The following is a 16,183-nucleotide window of genomic DNA, read 5'->3' as shown; positions in this document are numbered from 1 at the left end:
GCTGGAGGAGAAGGGGGGTGGTGGTGACGGTGGGCGGGGGGTACGGCGCCTCCCCGCCCACCGTCGGCTGTGGCGGACTCCCGTCGGACGGCGGCTCCCGTGAGAGGGCGGCTCCCGTGAGAGGGCGGCTCCCGTAGGGCATGCGCGTCGGACGGCGGGCGTCGGACGGTTCGTCGGACGGCGGGCGTCGGACGGTTCGTCGGACGGTTCGTCGGACGCCGGCTTCAGACGGTCCGTCGGACGGGAGGTCCCGTCAGGAGGGGAGTTCCTTGATGCGGATGTCGCGGAAGGCGACCTGGTCCTCGGCTCCGTGGTTCTGGATGCCGATGTGGCCGTCGGTGAGGCTGCGGGCCGGGTCGGTGTTGGTGAAGTCGTTGATCTTGACGCCGTTGAGGAAGACCTGGAGGCGTTCGCCGGTGACGCGGAGTTCGTACGTGTTCCACTGGCCGGGCGGCCGGAGGGCCTGGTCGCGGGTCTTGAGGTCGGCGGATTTGAAGCCGTAGACGGCTCCGGTGGTGCGGTCGGGGGTGTCGGTGGCGTCGATCTGGACCTCGTAGCCGTTGTTCACGGCGGACCAGGGGTCGTCGGAGGCGGGGAAGCCGAGGAAGACGCCGGAGTTGGAGTCGCCGGTGAGTTTCCAGTCGAGGGTGAGGGAGTAGGAGCGGAATTCCTTGGCCTGGTACCAGAGGAGTCCCATGCCGCCGGTGGAGCGGAGTTCGCCGTCGGTGACGTCGAAGGCGCCGGGTCCGGCCTGTTTCCAGCCCTCGCGGGTCTCGCCGTTGAAGAGGCTGCGGTAGCCGGTCTGCGGGCTGCAGTCGGCCTTGGTCCGGCCGGTGGCGTACTGGAGTCCGCCGAGGAGGTGCTGCCGGAAGGCGGGTTCGGTGTAGGAGTCCTTGGTGTGGCCGCCGCCGGTGTAGAAGGAGCGGCCGCCGCCGTAGGTCTGGCACCAGGCGATGGGGTGGTCGCCCTTCATGGTGCCGCCCTGGTAGGTGGTCTCGTCGAGGGTGGCGAGGACGCGGGCCTGCTCGCGGGGGTTGGTGCGGTAGTTGTACCACTCGTCGGTGCGCTGCCAGGGGCCGTCGAGGTGGGCGGTGGCGGGGTGGGTGTGCTCCTCGACGCGGACGGTGGCGGGCTGGATCTGGGGGTGGGACTGGAAGTAGGCGCCGACGAGCCCGCCGTAGAAGCCCCAGTCGTATTCGGTGTCGGCTGCGGCGTGGATGCCCATGTAGCCGCCGCCGGCGGAGACGTACTGCTCGAAGGCGGTCTGCTGGTCGGTGTCGAGGACGTCGCCGGTGGTGGAGAGGAAGACGACGGCGTCGTAGCGGGCGAGGTTGCCGGTGGTGAACTGGCGTGGTTCTTCGGTGGTGTCGACGACGATGTTGTTGTCGGCGCCGAGTTCCTTGAGGGCGGTGATGCCGCTGGGGATGGAGTCGTGGCGGAAGCCGGCGGTCCTGGAGAAGACGAGGACGCGCTTGGTGGTGCGGTCGATGGGTGTGCTGGAGAGGGTGAAGTCGTCGAGGTCGTAGAGGGCTCCGGCGCCGCCCTTGAAGACGAGGTAGAGCTGGGTGGTCCTGCGGGGTGCGGCGCGCAGGGGGATGTCGATGTCCTGGAAGGTCTCCCAGCTGCCGGTGACGGGGACGGGGGCGGTGCCGAGGAGGGTGCCGGTGGGTGAGCCGGTGCGGACTTCGAGGAGGCCGCCGGCGCCGCCGGAGGAGATGCGGGCGGTGAGGTGGGTGGCGCCGGCGAGGTGGTAGGGGGTGAAGGCGATCCAGTCGCCGTTGTCGATGTCGCCGACGGTGCGGCCGCCGTGGGCCTGGGTCTTGTCGTAGGTGCGGATGCCGCTCTGGGTGTCGAAGTGTTCGGCCTGGCGGTGGCGGGGCTGGAGTTTGGCCTGGTCGCTGCCGGTGAGGGCGGGCTGTCCGCCGCCGCCGTTGTCGGTGTATTCGGCGTTGAAGACGGCGAAGATGTTGGCGTCGTCGTCGTGGCCGCCGTCGGCGGAGGTCTTGATGGTGCCGGTGCAGCCGTTGGCGGTGGTGACGGGGTGGCCGTGGCTGTCGTGGCCGAGGACGTAGGTGACCTTGATCTTGGTGCAGTCGATCGGGCCGGTGGCGGAGTCTTCGGGGTCGTTGACGGTGACCTTGAAGGGGATGTCGTCGCCGAAGGAGAAGAGGGCGCCGTCGGTGGGGAGTCGGAGGGTGACCTTGGGTGCGGTGTTGCCGACGGTGAGGTGGACGGAGGCGGATCCGGTGCGGCCGGTGGTGTCCTTGGCGGTCACGGTCGCCACGTAGGTGCCGTTGGTGCGGTAGGTGTGGGTGGGGTTGGCGGTGGTGGCGGTGGTGCCGTCGCCGAAGTCCCAGCTGTAGGTGAGGGGGTCGCCGTCGGCGTCGGTGGTGCCGGCGGCGGAGAGGGTGACCTTGAGGGGTGCGGTGCCGGAGGTCTTGTCGGCGCTCGCTTCGGCGACGGGTGAGTGGCCGCCGGTGGCGTTCTCGATGCGGTAGAGGCCGGAGTTGTGGTCGCCGCCGAACCAGGCGGTGCCGTAGTCGAGGACGTAGAGGGCGCCGTCGGGGCCGAAGGCCATGTCCATGATCTGGGTGCCGGTCCAGGGGACGGGGTTGATGGAGCGGACGGTGCCGTCGGTGTCCTGGTCGATGCGCTTGATCCAGCGGCGGCCGAATTCTCCGGCGAAGAAGTCGCCGTCGTAGGACTCGGGGAACTTGACCGGGGAGGTGTTGGCGGGGTCGTAGCGGTAGACGGGTCCGCCCATGGGTGATTCGGAGCCGGTGCCGAACTCGGGTACGGAGCCGCCGTTGTAGGGGATCCAGGCGGGTTCGGCCGGGGGCAGGTCGACGAGTCCGGTGTTGTACGGGGATTCGTTCTTCAGTGCGGCGCAGTCGAAGGTGGCGCCTGAGGTGCCGGTGGTGAAGTCGTAGGCGACGTAGGGGTCGTTCTTGCCGGTGCAGAAGGGCCAGCCGAAGTTGCCGGGTCGGGTGACGCGGGCGAACTCGACCTGTCCGGCGGGGCCGCGCTTCGGGTCGGCGGCGCCGGCGTCGGGGCCGTAGTCGCCGACGTACAGGACGCCGGTGGTCTTGTCGACGCTGAAGCGGAAGGGGTTGCGGAAGCCCATGGCGTAGATCTCGGGCCGGGTCTTGGCGGTGCCGGGGGCGAAGAGGTTGCCGTCGGGGACGGTGTAGCTGCCGTCGTCGGCGACCTTGATGCGGAGGATCTTGCCGCGGAGGTCGTTGGTGTTGCCGGAGGTGCGGCGGGCGTCGAAGGCGGGGTTGCGGCCGGGGCGGGTGTCCATGGGGGTGAAGCCGTCGGAGGCGAAGGGGTTGGAGTCGTCGCCGGTCGACAGGTAGAGGTTGCCCTGGGCGTCGAAGTCGATGTCTCCGCCGACGTGGCAGCAGATGCCGCGGGTGGCGGGGATGTCGAGGACCTTCTTCTCGCTGCTGTTGTCGAGGGTGAAGTCGGTGTCGAGCGTGAAGCGGGAGAGGCGGTTGACGCCGTCGTACGGGGCGAACTGGGCCGGGGTGCCGTCGTTGGGGGCGTCGCCGGCGGGGGTGTCCAGGGGTGGGGCGTAGTAGAGGTAGATGGCCCTGTTCCGGGCGAAGTCGGGGTCGAGGCCGATGCCCTGGAGGCCTTCCTCGTCGTGGGAGTAGACGGGGACGGTGCCGATGACGGTGGTGTTGCCGGCGGCGTCGGTGCGGCGGAGTTCGCCGCCGCGGTCGGTGTGCAGGACGCTGCGGTCGGGGAGTACGGCGAGGGACATGGGTTCGCCGACTTCCTCGCCGCCCTTGGCGAGGGTGACCTGCTGGAACTCCTCGCCGGAAGCGGCGGCGGGGGTTTCGGGTTCGGCCGCGAGGACCTGGGGGGCGCCGAGGGCGAGGAGTCCGACGGTGAGGAGGGCGAGGGTCTTCCTGGCTCGGAGTCGTTGTCTGTGCACGGATGTCCTCCGGAGTAGGGGTGTGCGGGTGTCCGGGGACCGGCGTGCGCCGTCACGCTGGTCGAAGGGGCCAGTTACGCCATGTACACATCAGGGACCGTAGCGAGGTTCGTCCACTCCGTGAACCCCTTGTGCACGCATCGGTCGAACTTTCCACCGCGAGAGGACAAAGCCTCCGCGGTGGAAGCGCGGGACGTCAGTCACCGCCCCCGAAGGCGGCGTCGAACGAGGCCGCCGGAGGGTCGAAGTCGTACCGCTTGAGGAAGGAGAGCGCCTCGGGCGCCCCGGTCAGCCGGTCCATGCCGGCGTCCTCCCACTCCACGGAGACCGGTCCGCCGTAGCCGATGGACCGCAGCATCCGGAAGACGTCCTCCCAGGGCACGTCGCCGTGCCCGGCGGAGACGAAGTCCCAGCCGCGCCGGGGATCGCCCCAGGGCAGATGGGAGCCGAGCCGCCCGTTGCGGCCGTCGAGCCGCTTGCGGGCCTCCTTGCAGTCCACGTGGTAGATCCGGTCGCGGAAGTCCCACAGGAAGCCGACGGGATCGAGGTCCTGCCAGACGAAGTGGCTCGGGTCGAAGTTGAGCCCGAAGGCCGGCCTGCGGCCGACGGCGTCCAGGGCCCGCTGGGTGGTCCAGTAGTCGTACGCGATCTCGCTGGGGTGCACCTCGTGGGCGAAGCGCACCCCTTCGGCGTCGAAGACGTCGAGGATCGGGTTCCACCGTTCGGCGAAGTCCTCGAAGCCGCGCTCGATCATGCGCTCGGGGACGGGTGGGAACATCGCCACCAGGTGCCAGATCGACGAGCCGGTGAAGCCGACGACGGTGTCGACGCCGAGCGCCGCCGCGGCCCGCGCGGTGTCCGCGAGCTCGCGCGCGGCCCGCCGCCGGACCCCCTCGGCGTCGCCGTCGCCCCAGATCCGGGCGGGCACGATCGCCTGGTGGCGTTCGTCGATCGGATGGTCGCAGACGGCCTGTCCCACCAGGTGGTTGGAGATCGCCCAGCACTTCAGGCCGTACGCGTCGAGCAGTTCGCGTCTCCCCTTGACGTACGCGGGGTCGGCGAGGGCCTTGTCGACTTCGAAGTGATCTCCCCAGCAGGCGAGTTCGAGGCCGTCGTAGCCGAAGTCGCGGGCGAGCCGGCAGACCTCCTCCAGGGGCAGGTCGGCCCATTGGCCGGTGAAGAGGGTGAAGGGTCGTGGCACGGTCGGGCGCCTCCTAGCCGGATACGGGGGTGGTCGGTACGGGGGTGGTCGGTACGGGGGTGGTCGGTACGGGGGTGGTCGGTACGGGGGTGTAGACGGCGTTGTTCCGGGCGCTGTCCTCCACCGCCGCCAGGACGCGCTGGACCTGGAGGCCGTCGGCGAAGGAGGGCGCGGGGGCGGTGCCGCCGGCGATGGCGTGGACGAGGTCGCGGGCCTGGTGGGCGAAGGTGTGCTCGTAGCCGAGTCCGTGGCCGGGCGGCCACCAGCCCTCCAGGTACGGGTGGCCGGGTTCGGTCACGAGGATGCGGCGGAAGCCGGCCGAGACGGCGGGCTCGGTGTGGTCGTGGAAGGACAGTTCGTTGAGCCGCTCCAGGTCGAAGGCGAGGGAGCCCTTCTCGCCGTTGATCTCCAGGCGCAGCGCGTTCTTGCGTCCGGAGGCCATCCGGGTGGCCTCGAAGGAGGCGAGCGCCCCGGAGGCGAGCCGCCCGGTGAAGAGGGCGGCGTCGTCGACGGTGACCTGCCCGTACTCCTCCGAGCCCGCTCCCCCGCCGAGACCGCCCGCGCCGGCTCCGGCGAGCCTCGGCCGTTTCCGTACGAAGGTCTCGGTGAGCGCCGACACGCCGACCAGCGGCTCCCCCGCGAGGTACTGGGCGAGGTCGACGGCGTGGGCGCCCAGGTCCCCGAGCGCGCCCGAGCCGGCGTGCTCGCGCTCCAGGCGCCAGGTCAGCGGGAAGTCGGGGTCGACGAGCCAGTCCTGGAGGTACGTGACGCGGACGTGCCGCAGGGTGCCGAGCCGGCCGTCGGCGACGAGGCTGCGGGCGTACGTGAGGGCGGGCACCCGGCGGTAGTTGAAGCCGACCATGGCGATCTGGCCGCGGGCGGCGGCGGCCTCGGCGGCCGCCGCCATCGTCTCGGCCTCGGCGACCGAGTTGGCGAGCGGTTTCTCGCACAGCACGTGCTTGCCGGCCTCCAGGGCGGCGACGGCGATCTCCGCATGGCTGTCGCCCGGGGTGCAGACGTCGACGAGCTGGACGTCCTCGCGGGCGATCAGGGCCCGCCAGTCGGTCTCTGCGGCGGCCCAGCCGTGCCGGCGGGCGGCGGCCCGGACGGCGTCGGCGTCGCGCCCGGCGACGGCGGCGAGGACCGGTCGCAGCGGCAGGTCGAAGGCGCGGCCCGCGGTGCGCCAGCCCTGTGAGTGGGCGGCGCCCATGAACGCGTAGCCGACCATGCCGACGCCGAGCGCCGGCGGTGCGGCCCCGCTCTCCGTCTGTTCCATACGGTTCCTCCGTTTCGTGGTGCGCGGCGAGTGGCTCCCGGGACCGGCGAGGTCAGTTGAAGCCGGTGGGGAGGTACTCGTCGACGTTCTCCTTGGTGACGACGGCCGAGTAGAGGGTGATCGAGGCGGGGATCTCCAGCTCGGCCATGCCGCCGATCCCCTTCTTCTGGCCGAGGGCGCGGGCGAGGTCGATCGCGGAGGCGGCCATGGTCGGCGGGTAGAGGACGGTGGCCTTGAGGACGCTGTCGTCGGCCTTGATGGCGTCCATGGCGGACTTGGCTCCGGCGCCGCCGACCATGAGGAAGTCCTTGCGGCCGGCCTGGGCGATGGCGCGGAGCGCGCCGACGCCCTGGTCGTCGTCGTGGTTCCACAGGGCGTCGAACTTCGGCTGTGCCTGGAGGAGTTGGGCCATCTTGGCCTGTCCGGACTCGACGGTGAAGTCGGCGGCCTGGCGGGCGACCTTGCGGATGTTGGGGTAGTTCTTGAGGGCGTCGTCGAAGCCCTGGGTGCGCTGCTTGGTGAGTTCCAGACTGTCCATGCCGGCGAGTTCGACGACGGTGGCGTCCGGCTTGTCCTTGAGCTGTTCGCCGATGAAGCGGCCGGCGTTGAGGCCCATGCCGTAGTTGTCGCCGCCGATCCAGCAGCGGTAGGCCTGTGGGGAGGCGAAGATCCTGTCCAGGTTGACGACGGGGATGCCGGCCTTCATGGCCTGGAGGCCGACCTGGGTGAGGGCCTTGCCGTCGGCGGGGAGGACGACGAGGACGTCGACCTTCTTGTTGATGAGGGTCTGGACCTGGCCGATCTGGGCGGCGGTGTCGTTGGAGCCCTCGGTGATCTCCAGGGTGACGTCGGAGTACTTCTTGGCGCGCCGTTCGGCGTTCTCGTTGATGGCGTTGAGCCAGCCGTGGTCGGCCTGCGGTCCGGCGAAGCCGATGGTGACGGGGGTGCCCGGCTTGTCGTCGGCGGCGGGGGCGGCGCTCGCGACGGGGGCTGTGTCCTTGGCGTTCCTCGGTTCGTTGCTGGTGCAGGCGGTGAGGAGGGCTCCTGCGGAGACGGCGGCACCGCCGAGGAGGAGGTGTCTGCGGCTGGTTTCGGGCATGGCGGGTCAACCCTTCGAGGAGAAGGACTACGGGGGAAGGACTGCGGGGGAAGGACTGCGGGGGAAGGACTGCGGGGGAACTGCGGAGGGGACTACAGGGGGAGGTCAGGCGTCGGTGTCGCGGACCGTGCGGCGCTGGACCAGGACGGCGGCGACGATGATCGCGCCCTTGGCGATCTGCTGGACGTCGCTCTGCAGGTTGTTGAGGGCGAAGATGTTGGTGATGGTGGTGAAGACGAGGACGCCGAGGACGGAGCCGACGATGGTGCCGCGGCCGCCGCTGAGGAGGGTGCCGCCGATGATCGCGGCGGCGATGGCGTCGAGTTCGTACAGGTTGCCGTTGGTGTTCTGGCCGGACCCCGCGAGGACGATCAGGAGGAAGGCGGCGACGCCGCAGCACAGGCCGGACAGCAGATAGAGGAAGAGGCGCTGGCGGCGGACGTCGATGCCGGCGAGGCGGGCCGCCTCGGGGTTGCCGCCGACGGCGATCGTGCGGCGGCCGAAGGTGGTGCGGTTGAGCACGACCCAGCCGGCGGCGGTGACGGCGGCGAAGACGAGGACCAGCGGCGGGATCCCGAGGACGTAGGCGTCGGGGACGCCGAGGTCGAGGACGGACGGGACGGTGACGATCTGCGTCCTGCCGTCGGTGATCTGCAGGGCGAGACCGCGGGCGGAGGCGAGCATCGCGAGGGTGGCGATGAAGGGGACCATCCCGCCGTACGCGACGAGGACGCCGTTCACCAGGCCGCAGCCGAGGCCGACGACCACCGCCGTGAAGAGGATGCCGGCGAAGCCGAACTCCTGGGTGGCGAGGGTGGTGGCCCAGACGGAGGCGAGGGCGACGATCGCGCCGACGGAGAGGTCGATGCCGCCGCTCGTGATGACGAAGGTCATGCCGACGGTGACGACGCCGATGACGGAGGCCTGCGTCAGGACGAGCTGGAGGTTGGAGGTGGCGAGGAACTCTGCGGGCCGGGTGAGGCCGCCGACGGCGACCAGGGCGGCCAGGACGCCGAGCAGGGACAGGTTGCGGACGTCGGCCCTCAGGCCGAGTGCGCGGCGGCGGCCTTCCCGGGCCGGCACCTCGGCCGGGCTGGTGAGCGTCATGCCGTCGGACTCCCTTCCATCACGAGGTCGAGTACGCGGTGTTCGTCGAGGTCGCGGGCGGGCGCCTCGTGGACGACCCGGCCCTCGCGCAGGACCAGGACGCGGTCGGCGAGGCCGAGGACTTCGGGGACCTCGCTGGAGACGAGGAGGACGGCGAGGCCGTCGTCGGCGAGGCGGCGGATGACGGCGTACAGCTCGGCGCGGGCGCCGACGTCGACGCCGCGGGTGGGTTCGTCGAGGAGGAGGACCCGGCAGCCGCGGAGCAGCCAGCGGGCGAGGACCGCTTTCTGCTGGTTGCCGCCGGAGAGGGTGCGGACGCGGGCGTCGGGGTGGTCGGGGCGGAGGGACAGCTCGCGGGTCGCGGCCCTGGCGGTCGCCCGTTCGGCGGTGCGGTCGATCCAGCCGGCCCGGGAGAAGCGGGCGAGGGAGGAGAGGGAGACGTTGCGGGTGACGGATTCGAGGAGGAGCAGGCCCTGGGCCTTGCGTTCCTCGGGGGCGAGGCCGAGGCCAGCGCGGACTGCGGCGGGGACGCTGCCGGGCCGCAGGGGCCGCCCGTCGACGAGGACGCGGCCGGCGGTGGGTCTGCGCGCCCCGTAGACGGTCTCCAGGATCTCCGAGCGGCCGGAGCCGACGAGCCCGGCGAGGCCGACGATCTCCCCGGGGCGCAGTTCGAGGTCGAGCGGCTCGAACTCCCCTTTCCTGGCGAGGCCCTGGACGCGGAGGACGGGTTCGGTGGTGGGGGTCCGGTCGGGCCGGTCCGGGAAGACGTACGGGACGTCCCGGCCGGTCATGAGGGCGACGACGTCCCGGGTGGGGGTGGTCGCGGCGGGCAGTCCGCGGGCGACGGCCCGGCCATCCTTGAGGACGGTGACGCGGTCGCCGATGCGGCGGATCTCCTCCAGGCGGTGGGAGATGTAGACGACGGCGACGCCTTCCGCGGTGAGGTCGGCGACGATCCGGAAGAGGTTGTCGACCTCGTCGGGGTCGAGGGCGGCGGAGGGTTCGTCCATGACGATGAGACGGACGTCGTGGGAGAGGGCGCGGGCCATGGAGACGATCTGCTGCTGGGCGGCGGAGAGTTCGCCGACGCGGCGGGCGGGGTCGATCTCGGGGTGGCCGAGGCGTGTGAGGAGTGCGGTGGTGGTGGCCCGTGCGGCGCGGGTGCGGACGAAGCCGGCGGTGGTGGGCTCGTGTCCGAGGTGGACGTTCTCGGCGACGGTGAGGCCTTCGACGAGGTCGAGCTCCTGGTAGATGGTGGCGATGCCGAGGCGGACGGCGGCGCTCGGGGAGCGGAGCCGGACGGGTTCGCCGTTCCAGGTGATGTGCCCGTCGTCGGGCTGGTGGGCGCCGGCGAGGACCTTGATGAGGGTGGATTTGCCGGCGCCGTTCTGGCCGAGGAGGCAGTGGACCTCGCCGGGGGTGACGTCGAGGTCCACGCCGTCGAGGGCGCGGACGCCGGGGAAGGACTTGGTGATTCCGGACATGGTGAGCAGGGGTGGGTGGTTCTGGGGCATGACGGGGGTCCCCTCGGCGGGCGGGTGCGGGTGGCCGTCCGGCGGTGGGGTGGCCTGGGGTGGTGGGGTTCGGGGGTGGGCGGGCGGATGCGGCCCGGTGGGTGGTGTGTGCCCACCCGTTCCGCCTGGGGGTCCCCCCGGACGGAGTTCGGGGGAGGAACGTGTGCCCACGGACCGGCGGTTACGCCGGGGAGAAGAGGTGGTCGCTGATGAGGCGGGCCGCGCCGGTGACGCCGGCGGTCTGGCCGAGCTCGCCCAGGACGATGGGGAGGTTGCCGGTGGCCAGGGGCAGGGACTGCCGGTAGACCTGGGTGCGGACACTGGCGAGGAGGTTGTGACCGAGGCCGGTGACGCCGCCGCCGATCACCACCAGACCGGGGTTGAAGAAGCTGACGAGTCCGGCGATGACCTGCCCGACCCGGTTGCCGCCCTCGCGGATGAGGGCGAGTGAGGTGGCGTCGCCCGCGGCGGCGGCCGCGGCGACGTCGGCGCCGGTGAGGTGTCCGGCCGCCGCGAGGCGGGCGGCGAGCTCCTCCGAGCGGCCGGCGCGCGCCGCATCCTCGGCGTCGCGGGCCAGGGCGGCGCCGCTGAAGTGGGCTTCCAGGCAGCCGTTGTTGCCGCAGGCGCAGGGGCGGCCCTCGGGTTCGACCTGGATGTGTCCGATGTCGCCGGCGCTGCCCGTCGTACCGCGGTAGACCTCGCCGCCGACGACGATGCCGCAGCCGATGCCGGTGCCGATCTTGACGCAGAGGAAGTCGCCGACGGAGCGGGCGACGCCGGCGTGCTGCTCCCCCATGGCCATGAGGTTCACGTCGTTGTCGACCATGACGGGGCAGCCGAGTTCCTGGCTGAGGGCCTCCCGTACGGGGAAGCCGTCCCAGCCGGGCATGATCGGGGGTGCGACGGGGACGCCCTCGGGGAAGCGGACGGGTCCGGGGACGCCGATGCCGGCGCCGTCGAATCCTTCCGCGATGCCCGTGGAGCGGAGCTTCGCCGCCATCGACAAGGCCTGTTCGAAGACGGCGACGGGGCCCTCGCGGACGTCCATGGGGTGGTTGAGGTGCCCGAGCACCTCCAGCTCGGCGTTGGTGACGGCCACGTCGATGGACGTGGCGCCGATGTCGATGCCGAGGAAGCGGAGTTCGGGCGCGAGGCGGATGTTGTGCGAGCGGCGGCCGCCGCGGGAGGCGGCGAGGCCGTCGGCGACGACGAGGCCGGTCTCCAGGAGCCGGTCGACCTCGACGGCGAGCTTGGAGCGCGAGAGGTCGATCTGGTCTCCCAGCTGCGCGCGGGAGTTGGGTCCTCCGTCGCGCAACAGCCGGAGGAGTCGCGCCTGGTGCCGGTTGGCAGGTCGTGCCGTCATGCGCCTCACGCGTCCCTCCCTCTCGCACACGCTCGTGTTCGGGCTTTCGAGGGGAACGTAGCAGTGGCGTACCGGGGTGGGAAGAAGTTGCGCAGGAATCCGGCCCCACTTTTTCCCGCCTGGGGACAAAGAAGGGTTCGGGTGGGGAGAAGAGGGTGGTCAGCGCACCTCGACCAGACGGGCCGAGACGACCACGTTGCCGGCGTAGCCGTTCTCCTCGGTGAAGGTGCCGCCGCAGGTGATCAGGCGCAGTTCGGGGACGTCGGCGTCGCCGTAGACCCGTTCGGCGGGGAAGTTCTGCTTGGGGACGACCTCGACCCCGTACACGGCGAAGACGGCGGTCCTGCCGTCGCGGCGGGCGATCTCGACGCGGTGTCCCTTGGCAAGGGCGCCGAGGTCGTAGAAGACGGCCCGGCCGTTCGGGGTGTCGACGTGGCCGACGACGACGGCGGTGCCGCGCTCGCCGGGGGTGACCGCGCCGGTGAACCAGCCCGCGAGCCGGCCGTCCTCGGGCGGCGGGGCCTCGATCCAGCCGTCGGCGTCGAGTCCCACCCCGGTGACGGCGGCGTCGACGCGGACGGCGGGGACGCGGACCCGGACCGGGGGCGAGGCGGGCAGCGGAGGGGGTACGGGCAAGGGGGCGAGGGCTGCGAGGCCGGCGCGGGTCCCGTCGGGCGCGGCCGCGGCGAGGGGCTGCGGCGGGCCGGACCCCTGGAGCTCCCCCGTACCGCCGCGCACGAGGTGGACGCCGACGAGGAGGACGACGGCGACGACGCCCCAGGCGCCGCGCCGTCCGGTGCGGTCCGGCTGTGCCGTGCCGTCCGGGCCTCCCGTGCCGTCCGCACGCCCCACGTCCGCGCTCCTCCTCGTGTGCCGTGTGCCGTGCGCCGTGTGCAGTGCGCCGTGTGTCGTGTGTCGTGCGCCGTGTGCTGGCGCCCCTCCGCCCCGGACCTCGTCACACCGGGGCGGAGGGGCCGTTTCTGGCCCCCGGGGCCCGGCCGTCAGGTGCGGCCGTCGGCGCGGCGGCGGGTGAGCACGACGGCGGCGCCGAGCGCTCCGGCGATGAGCAGGACGCCGGTGACGACTTCGGTGGTGCCGAGCCCGTCGGTGTCGGCGCCGGAGGCGGCGGCGGTTCCGTAGCCGGCCTTCACGCCCTTGTGGGCTCCGGTGTGGGTGGCGGTGTCGTGTCCGGTGGTGCCGCCGGTGTCGCCGCCCGGGGTGATGGTGAGCGGCGCGGTGCCCCGCTCGCCCTTGCAGTCGAAGGTGATCTCGTACTGGGCGCCGGCCTTGGCGTCGACGTCCACGGTCGCGGTGCCCGGGCGGCCCTCGTTGAGGGTCACGGTCTCGAACACGGTGGAGGTGACGGTCACGGACGGGACTTCGCAGCCCTCGGACGTGAGGGTGACGGTGCCGCCGGGGGCGATCGTCGCGGGGGTGACGGAGAAGCCGAACGACGTGATGTTGTTGTTGCCGTCGCCGGCCAGGGCCAGGGGCGCGACCGACACGACGGCGACGGCGCTGAGCAGGGCGGCGGAAGCGGCACGTATCGCGCGCATGGCGGTCCTCCAGATCGCGTGAGGGCTCGGAAGCGGAGCGATTCCGCGTCCGGGAAGGGACGACCCTCACCGCGATCGAAGCTAGGTCCGCGCCGGGTCCGCCGCCACCGGTCTCCGCCGAACGGGTCACGGCCCCGACCCCTGGGGCCGGAGGCCGGCGCCCAGCCGGCCGAGGCCCCGGGTCCCGGAATCCCCGGAGCCCCTACGGCACCCGGACGACCTGTCCCGCGTACGACAGGTTGCCGCCGAAGCCGAAGAGCAGGACCGGGGCGCCGGACGGCAGCTCGCCGCGTTCGACCAGCTTGGCCAGGGCCAGCGGGATGGAGGCGGCCGAGGTGTTGCCGGAGTCGACGACGTCCCGGGCCACGACCGCGTTCACGGCGCCGATCTTCGCGGCGAGCGGCTCGATGATCCGCAGGTTGGCCTGGTGCAGGACGACGCCCGCGAGGTCCTCGGGGGCGATGCCGGAGCGCTCGCAGGTCTGCCGGGCGAGGGCGGGCAGCTGCTGGGTGGCCCAGCGGTAGACGGACTGGCCCTCCTGGGCGAAGCGCGGCGGGGTGCCCTCGATGCGGACGGCGTGGCCCATCTCCGGGACGGAGCCCCACAGGACCGGGCCGATGGCGCCGGTGTCGGTCTCGGTGGCCTCGACGATCGCGGCGCCGGCCCCGTCACCGGTGAGGACGCAGGTGGTGCGGTCGGTCCAGTCGGTGATCTCGGTCATCTTGTCGGCGCCGATGACGAGGGCGCGGCGGGAGGCCCCGGCCCGGATGGCGTGGTCGGCGGTGGCCAGGGCGTGGGTGAAGCCGGCGCAGACCACGTTGAGGTCCATGGTGGCGGGCGATCCCATGCCGAGGCGGGCGGCGACGCGGGCGGCCGTGTTGGGCGAGCGGTCGATCGCGGTGGAGGTGGCGACGAGGACGAGGTCGATGTCGTCGACGGTGAGGCCGGCGGTGGCGATCGCCTTGCCGGCCGCGTGGGCGGCGAGCTCGTCGACGGGCTCGTCGGGCCCGGCGACGTGGCGGGTGCGGATGCCGACCCGGCTGAGGATCCACTCGTCGCTCGTGTCGACGAGCTCGGCGAGATCGTGGTTGGTCAGCACCTTGGCGGGCTGGTAGTGCCCGAGCGCGGCAATGCGAGTGCCCGTCATACTCGGGACCCCCTAGGTGGTTCGTTCGTCCGGCAGGATCCCCCAGTCTTGCCAGCGACTGATCAGTAACAGGTGACGTAAACCACCAACATTCCCCCGAATCGCTTGGCCGACCGTGACAACGGGCCGGGGACGAGCGGGTGCGCGGCTGCGCCTGCGGGGGTGGGGCGTGGCGGAGAATGGGGCGGTCAGGGCCTTCCCGGCCTTCCTGCGGAGAGAATCGAGTGCGGTCACGATGGGACGGGTCACCGAGCGACGGCGTGTCCTGCGGATCCGGGGCGGTGCGGTCACCACGCGGCCCGACACCCTGGTGGCGGAGGAGCCGCTGGAGATCCGGCTGAACGGGCGGCCGATCGCGATCACCATGCGCACGCCGGGCGACGACTTCGCGCTCGCGGCGGGTTTCCTGGTGAGCGAAGGGGTTCTGGCGGCGGCCGAGGACGTGCGGAACATCGTGTACTGCGCGGGCGCCACGGACGACGGCCGGAACACGTACAACGTGGTGGACGTGCAGCTGGCCCCCGGGGTGAAGGTCCCGGACATCACCCTTGAGCGGAACGTGTACACGACGTCCTCGTGCGGGCTGTGCGGCAAGGCCAGCCTGGACGCGGTCCGCACCACGGCCCGTTTCCCGATCGCCGACACTCCCCCGCTGCGGATCGCCCCCGAGCTGCTGTCGGTGCTCCCGGAGCGGCTGCGGGCGGCGCAGCGGGTGTTCGACTCGACGGGCGGTCTGCACGCGGCGGCGCTGTTCTCGGAGGACGGCGAGCTGCTGGACGTTCGGGAGGACGTGGGCCGGCACAACGCGGTGGACAAGCTGGTGGGGCGGGCGCTGCGGGAGGGGCTGCTTCCGCTGGAGCGTGCGGTGCTGCTGGTGTCGGGGCGGGCTTCGTTCGAGCTGGCGCAGAAGGCGGTGATGGCGGGGATCCCGGTGCTCGCCGCGGTGTCCGCGCCGTCCTCGCTGGCCGTGGACCTGGCCGCCGAGACGGGCCTGACGCTGGTCGGCTTCCTGCGCGGGCCGGACATGAACGTGTACGCGGGCGAGCACCGGATCGATGTGAAGGCGCCCTAGCTAGTTCTTCGGCGGGTCGATCATCTGGAGGGCGAGGGTGTCGGGCGGCGGGACGACGCCGGGGCCGCCGGCGGCCGTCCAGGCGAGGACCTCGTCGAGGCAGTCCTCGTCGGCGCTCCAGCCGATCCAGGCGGCCCGGCCGCCCCTGCGCCGCCCCTCGGTCGACGGCTGGACCACGAGAACGTTCGCCTGCGCGCAGGGGCCGAGGCAGTCGCTGGTGCGGACGAGCAGCCGGCCCCCGGAGGCCGCGGCGGCCTCGCGGAGGCGGGCGAGCTGCCCGGCGTGGTCCATGCCGGGGTTCTTGCGGGGGTCTCCGCAGCAGCAGCCCCGGCAGACGACGAGGGAGCAGGGGCGGGCCCCGTACCGTATCGGGACCGGGGTCACTCGGGTCCGTCCAGGGTGATGGCGGAGACGGGGGCGACCGTGCCGAGGCGAGGGAAGTCCAGGTCGACGGAGGCGCGGTGCTCGTCGGCGGTGAGGGCGGACATGGCGTCCTCGGCGAAGACGAGGTCGTAGCCCAGGTCGCAGGCGGCGCGGGCGGTGGACTCGACGCCGAGGTTGGTGGCGATGCCGCCGAGGACGAGGGTGGTGGCGCCGAGTCCGGCGAGGAGCTCGTGGAGTCCGGTGTCCTGGAAGCCGCCGATGGTGCGCTTGACGACGACGGGGTCGCCGTCCCGGACGAGGTCGGGGACGAGTTCGCTGCCGGGCGGCTGGGTGTCGACGTTCGGCCGCTCGACGCGGATGTGGACGACGGGCGCGCCGGCGGTCCGGAAGGTGTCGGCGAGCCGGGCGGCGGCGGTGAGGACGTCGGTGCCGGGGCGGGGGGCGAGGGGCAGCGCGACGATGCGTTCCATCAGGTCGACGAGGACGAGCGCGGTGCGGCCGGGATCGAGTGCGGGCATGGGAGC

General features: G+C 72.3%; 13 protein-coding genes. 1 reads left to right on the top strand and 12 read right to left on the bottom strand.

All coding sequences use genetic code 11. The features are described from left to right. Positions 1-253: 253 nt before the first annotated feature. From AB5J54_RS32625 to AB5J54_RS32580, 10 genes are all read right to left on the bottom strand, one after another. A complete protein-coding gene (locus AB5J54_RS32625; protein ID WP_369147504.1) occupies positions 254-3,940 on the bottom strand; it encodes a ThuA domain-containing protein in 3,687 nt (1,228 codons plus the stop codon). A gap of 196 nt (positions 3,941-4,136) precedes the next feature. Then, the gene (locus tag AB5J54_RS32620; RefSeq protein ID WP_369147503.1) at positions 4,137-5,141 is read right to left on the bottom strand and encodes a sugar phosphate isomerase/epimerase family protein; all 1,005 of its coding nucleotides are present in this window, start codon (positions 5,139-5,141) and stop codon (positions 4,137-4,139) included. Between the two features lie 13 nt (positions 5,142-5,154). Beyond that, the gene (locus AB5J54_RS32615) at positions 5,155-6,417 is read right to left on the bottom strand and encodes a Gfo/Idh/MocA family protein (RefSeq protein WP_369147502.1); all 1,263 of its coding nucleotides are present in this window, start codon (positions 6,415-6,417) and stop codon (positions 5,155-5,157) included. Between the two features lie 52 nt (positions 6,418-6,469). Further along, positions 6,470-7,516 carry a substrate-binding domain-containing protein gene (locus AB5J54_RS32610; protein WP_369147501.1) on the bottom strand — a complete coding sequence of 349 codons (1,047 nt, stop codon included), beginning with the start codon at positions 7,514-7,516 and terminating at the stop codon, positions 6,470-6,472. A gap of 105 nt (positions 7,517-7,621) precedes the next feature. After that, positions 7,622-8,623: an ABC transporter permease gene (locus tag AB5J54_RS32605; RefSeq protein ID WP_369147500.1), complete on the bottom strand. Its 1,002-nt coding sequence runs from the start codon at positions 8,621-8,623 to the stop codon at positions 7,622-7,624. Then, the gene (locus AB5J54_RS32600; protein WP_369147499.1) at positions 8,620-10,137 is read right to left on the bottom strand and encodes a sugar ABC transporter ATP-binding protein; all 1,518 of its coding nucleotides are present in this window, start codon (positions 10,135-10,137) and stop codon (positions 8,620-8,622) included. The genes AB5J54_RS32605 and AB5J54_RS32600 overlap by 4 nt, the downstream gene beginning before the upstream one ends. 181 nt (positions 10,138-10,318) lie before the next feature. Next, positions 10,319-11,500, bottom strand: a complete 1,182-nt coding sequence (locus AB5J54_RS32595) for an ROK family protein (protein ID WP_369147498.1) — start codon at positions 11,498-11,500, stop codon at positions 10,319-10,321. A 159-nt stretch (positions 11,501-11,659) separates the two neighbouring features. Next, positions 11,660-12,352 carry a class F sortase gene (locus AB5J54_RS32590; RefSeq protein WP_369147497.1) on the bottom strand — a complete coding sequence of 231 codons (693 nt, stop codon included), beginning with the start codon at positions 12,350-12,352 and terminating at the stop codon, positions 11,660-11,662. A 149-nt stretch (positions 12,353-12,501) separates the two neighbouring features. Further along, a complete protein-coding gene (locus AB5J54_RS32585; protein ID WP_369147496.1) occupies positions 12,502-13,056 on the bottom strand; it encodes a hypothetical protein in 555 nt (184 codons plus the stop codon). A gap of 202 nt (positions 13,057-13,258) precedes the next feature. Continuing rightward, positions 13,259-14,203 carry a beta-ketoacyl-ACP synthase III gene (locus tag AB5J54_RS32580; RefSeq protein ID WP_369147495.1) on the bottom strand — a complete coding sequence of 315 codons (945 nt, stop codon included), beginning with the start codon at positions 14,201-14,203 and terminating at the stop codon, positions 13,259-13,261. A gap of 235 nt (positions 14,204-14,438) precedes the next feature. On the opposite strand from AB5J54_RS32580, the gene fdhD reads away from it, so the two are divergent. After that, complete coding sequence (gene fdhD / locus AB5J54_RS32575) at positions 14,439-15,275, top strand: formate dehydrogenase accessory sulfurtransferase FdhD (RefSeq protein WP_369147494.1); 837 nt, start codon at positions 14,439-14,441, stop codon at positions 15,273-15,275. On the opposite strand, the gene AB5J54_RS32570 is transcribed toward fdhD, so the two are convergent. Further along, positions 15,276-15,659, bottom strand: coding sequence for a (2Fe-2S) ferredoxin domain-containing protein (locus AB5J54_RS32570; protein WP_369147493.1), 384 nt, complete (start codon positions 15,657-15,659; stop codon positions 15,276-15,278). It lies immediately after the preceding gene. Further along, positions 15,656-16,177, bottom strand: a complete 522-nt coding sequence (locus AB5J54_RS32565) for an isochorismatase family protein (RefSeq protein ID WP_369147492.1) — start codon at positions 16,175-16,177, stop codon at positions 15,656-15,658. Before AB5J54_RS32565 ends, AB5J54_RS32570 begins: the two co-directional genes overlap by 4 nt. Positions 16,178-16,183 lie beyond the last annotated feature (6 nt).

It is taken from the genome of Streptomyces sp. R44 (genome assembly GCF_041053105.1).
Taxonomy (GTDB): domain Bacteria; phylum Actinomycetota; class Actinomycetes; order Streptomycetales; family Streptomycetaceae; genus Streptomyces.
The sequence above is the reverse complement of the archived record's forward strand: the minus strand, read 5'-3'. Positions and strand labels throughout refer to the sequence as shown.

Excerpts from the sequence above, each read along its gene's own strand:
- AB5J54_RS32615 (WP_369147502.1), bottom strand. The coding sequence starts at position 6,417 with ATGGAACAGACGGAGAGCGGGGCCGCACCGCCGGCGCTCGGCGTCGGC.
- AB5J54_RS32610 (WP_369147501.1), bottom strand. The coding sequence starts at position 7,516 with ATGCCCGAAACCAGCCGCAGACACCTCCTCCTCGGCGGTGCCGCCGTC.
- AB5J54_RS32605 (WP_369147500.1), bottom strand. The coding sequence starts at position 8,623 with ATGACGCTCACCAGCCCGGCCGAGGTGCCGGCCCGGGAAGGCCGCCGC.
- AB5J54_RS32600 (WP_369147499.1), bottom strand. The coding sequence starts at position 10,137 with ATGCCCCAGAACCACCCACCCCTGCTCACCATGTCCGGAATCACCAAG.
- AB5J54_RS32595 (WP_369147498.1), bottom strand. The coding sequence starts at position 11,500 with ATGACGGCACGACCTGCCAACCGGCACCAGGCGCGACTCCTCCGGCTG.
- AB5J54_RS32585 (WP_369147496.1), bottom strand. The coding sequence starts at position 13,056 with ATGCGCGCGATACGTGCCGCTTCCGCCGCCCTGCTCAGCGCCGTCGCC.
- AB5J54_RS32580 (WP_369147495.1), bottom strand. The coding sequence starts at position 14,203 with ATGACGGGCACTCGCATTGCCGCGCTCGGGCACTACCAGCCCGCCAAG.
- fdhD (WP_369147494.1), top strand. The coding sequence starts at position 14,439 with ATGGGACGGGTCACCGAGCGACGGCGTGTCCTGCGGATCCGGGGCGGT.
- AB5J54_RS32565 (WP_369147492.1), bottom strand. The coding sequence starts at position 16,177 with ATGCCCGCACTCGATCCCGGCCGCACCGCGCTCGTCCTCGTCGACCTG.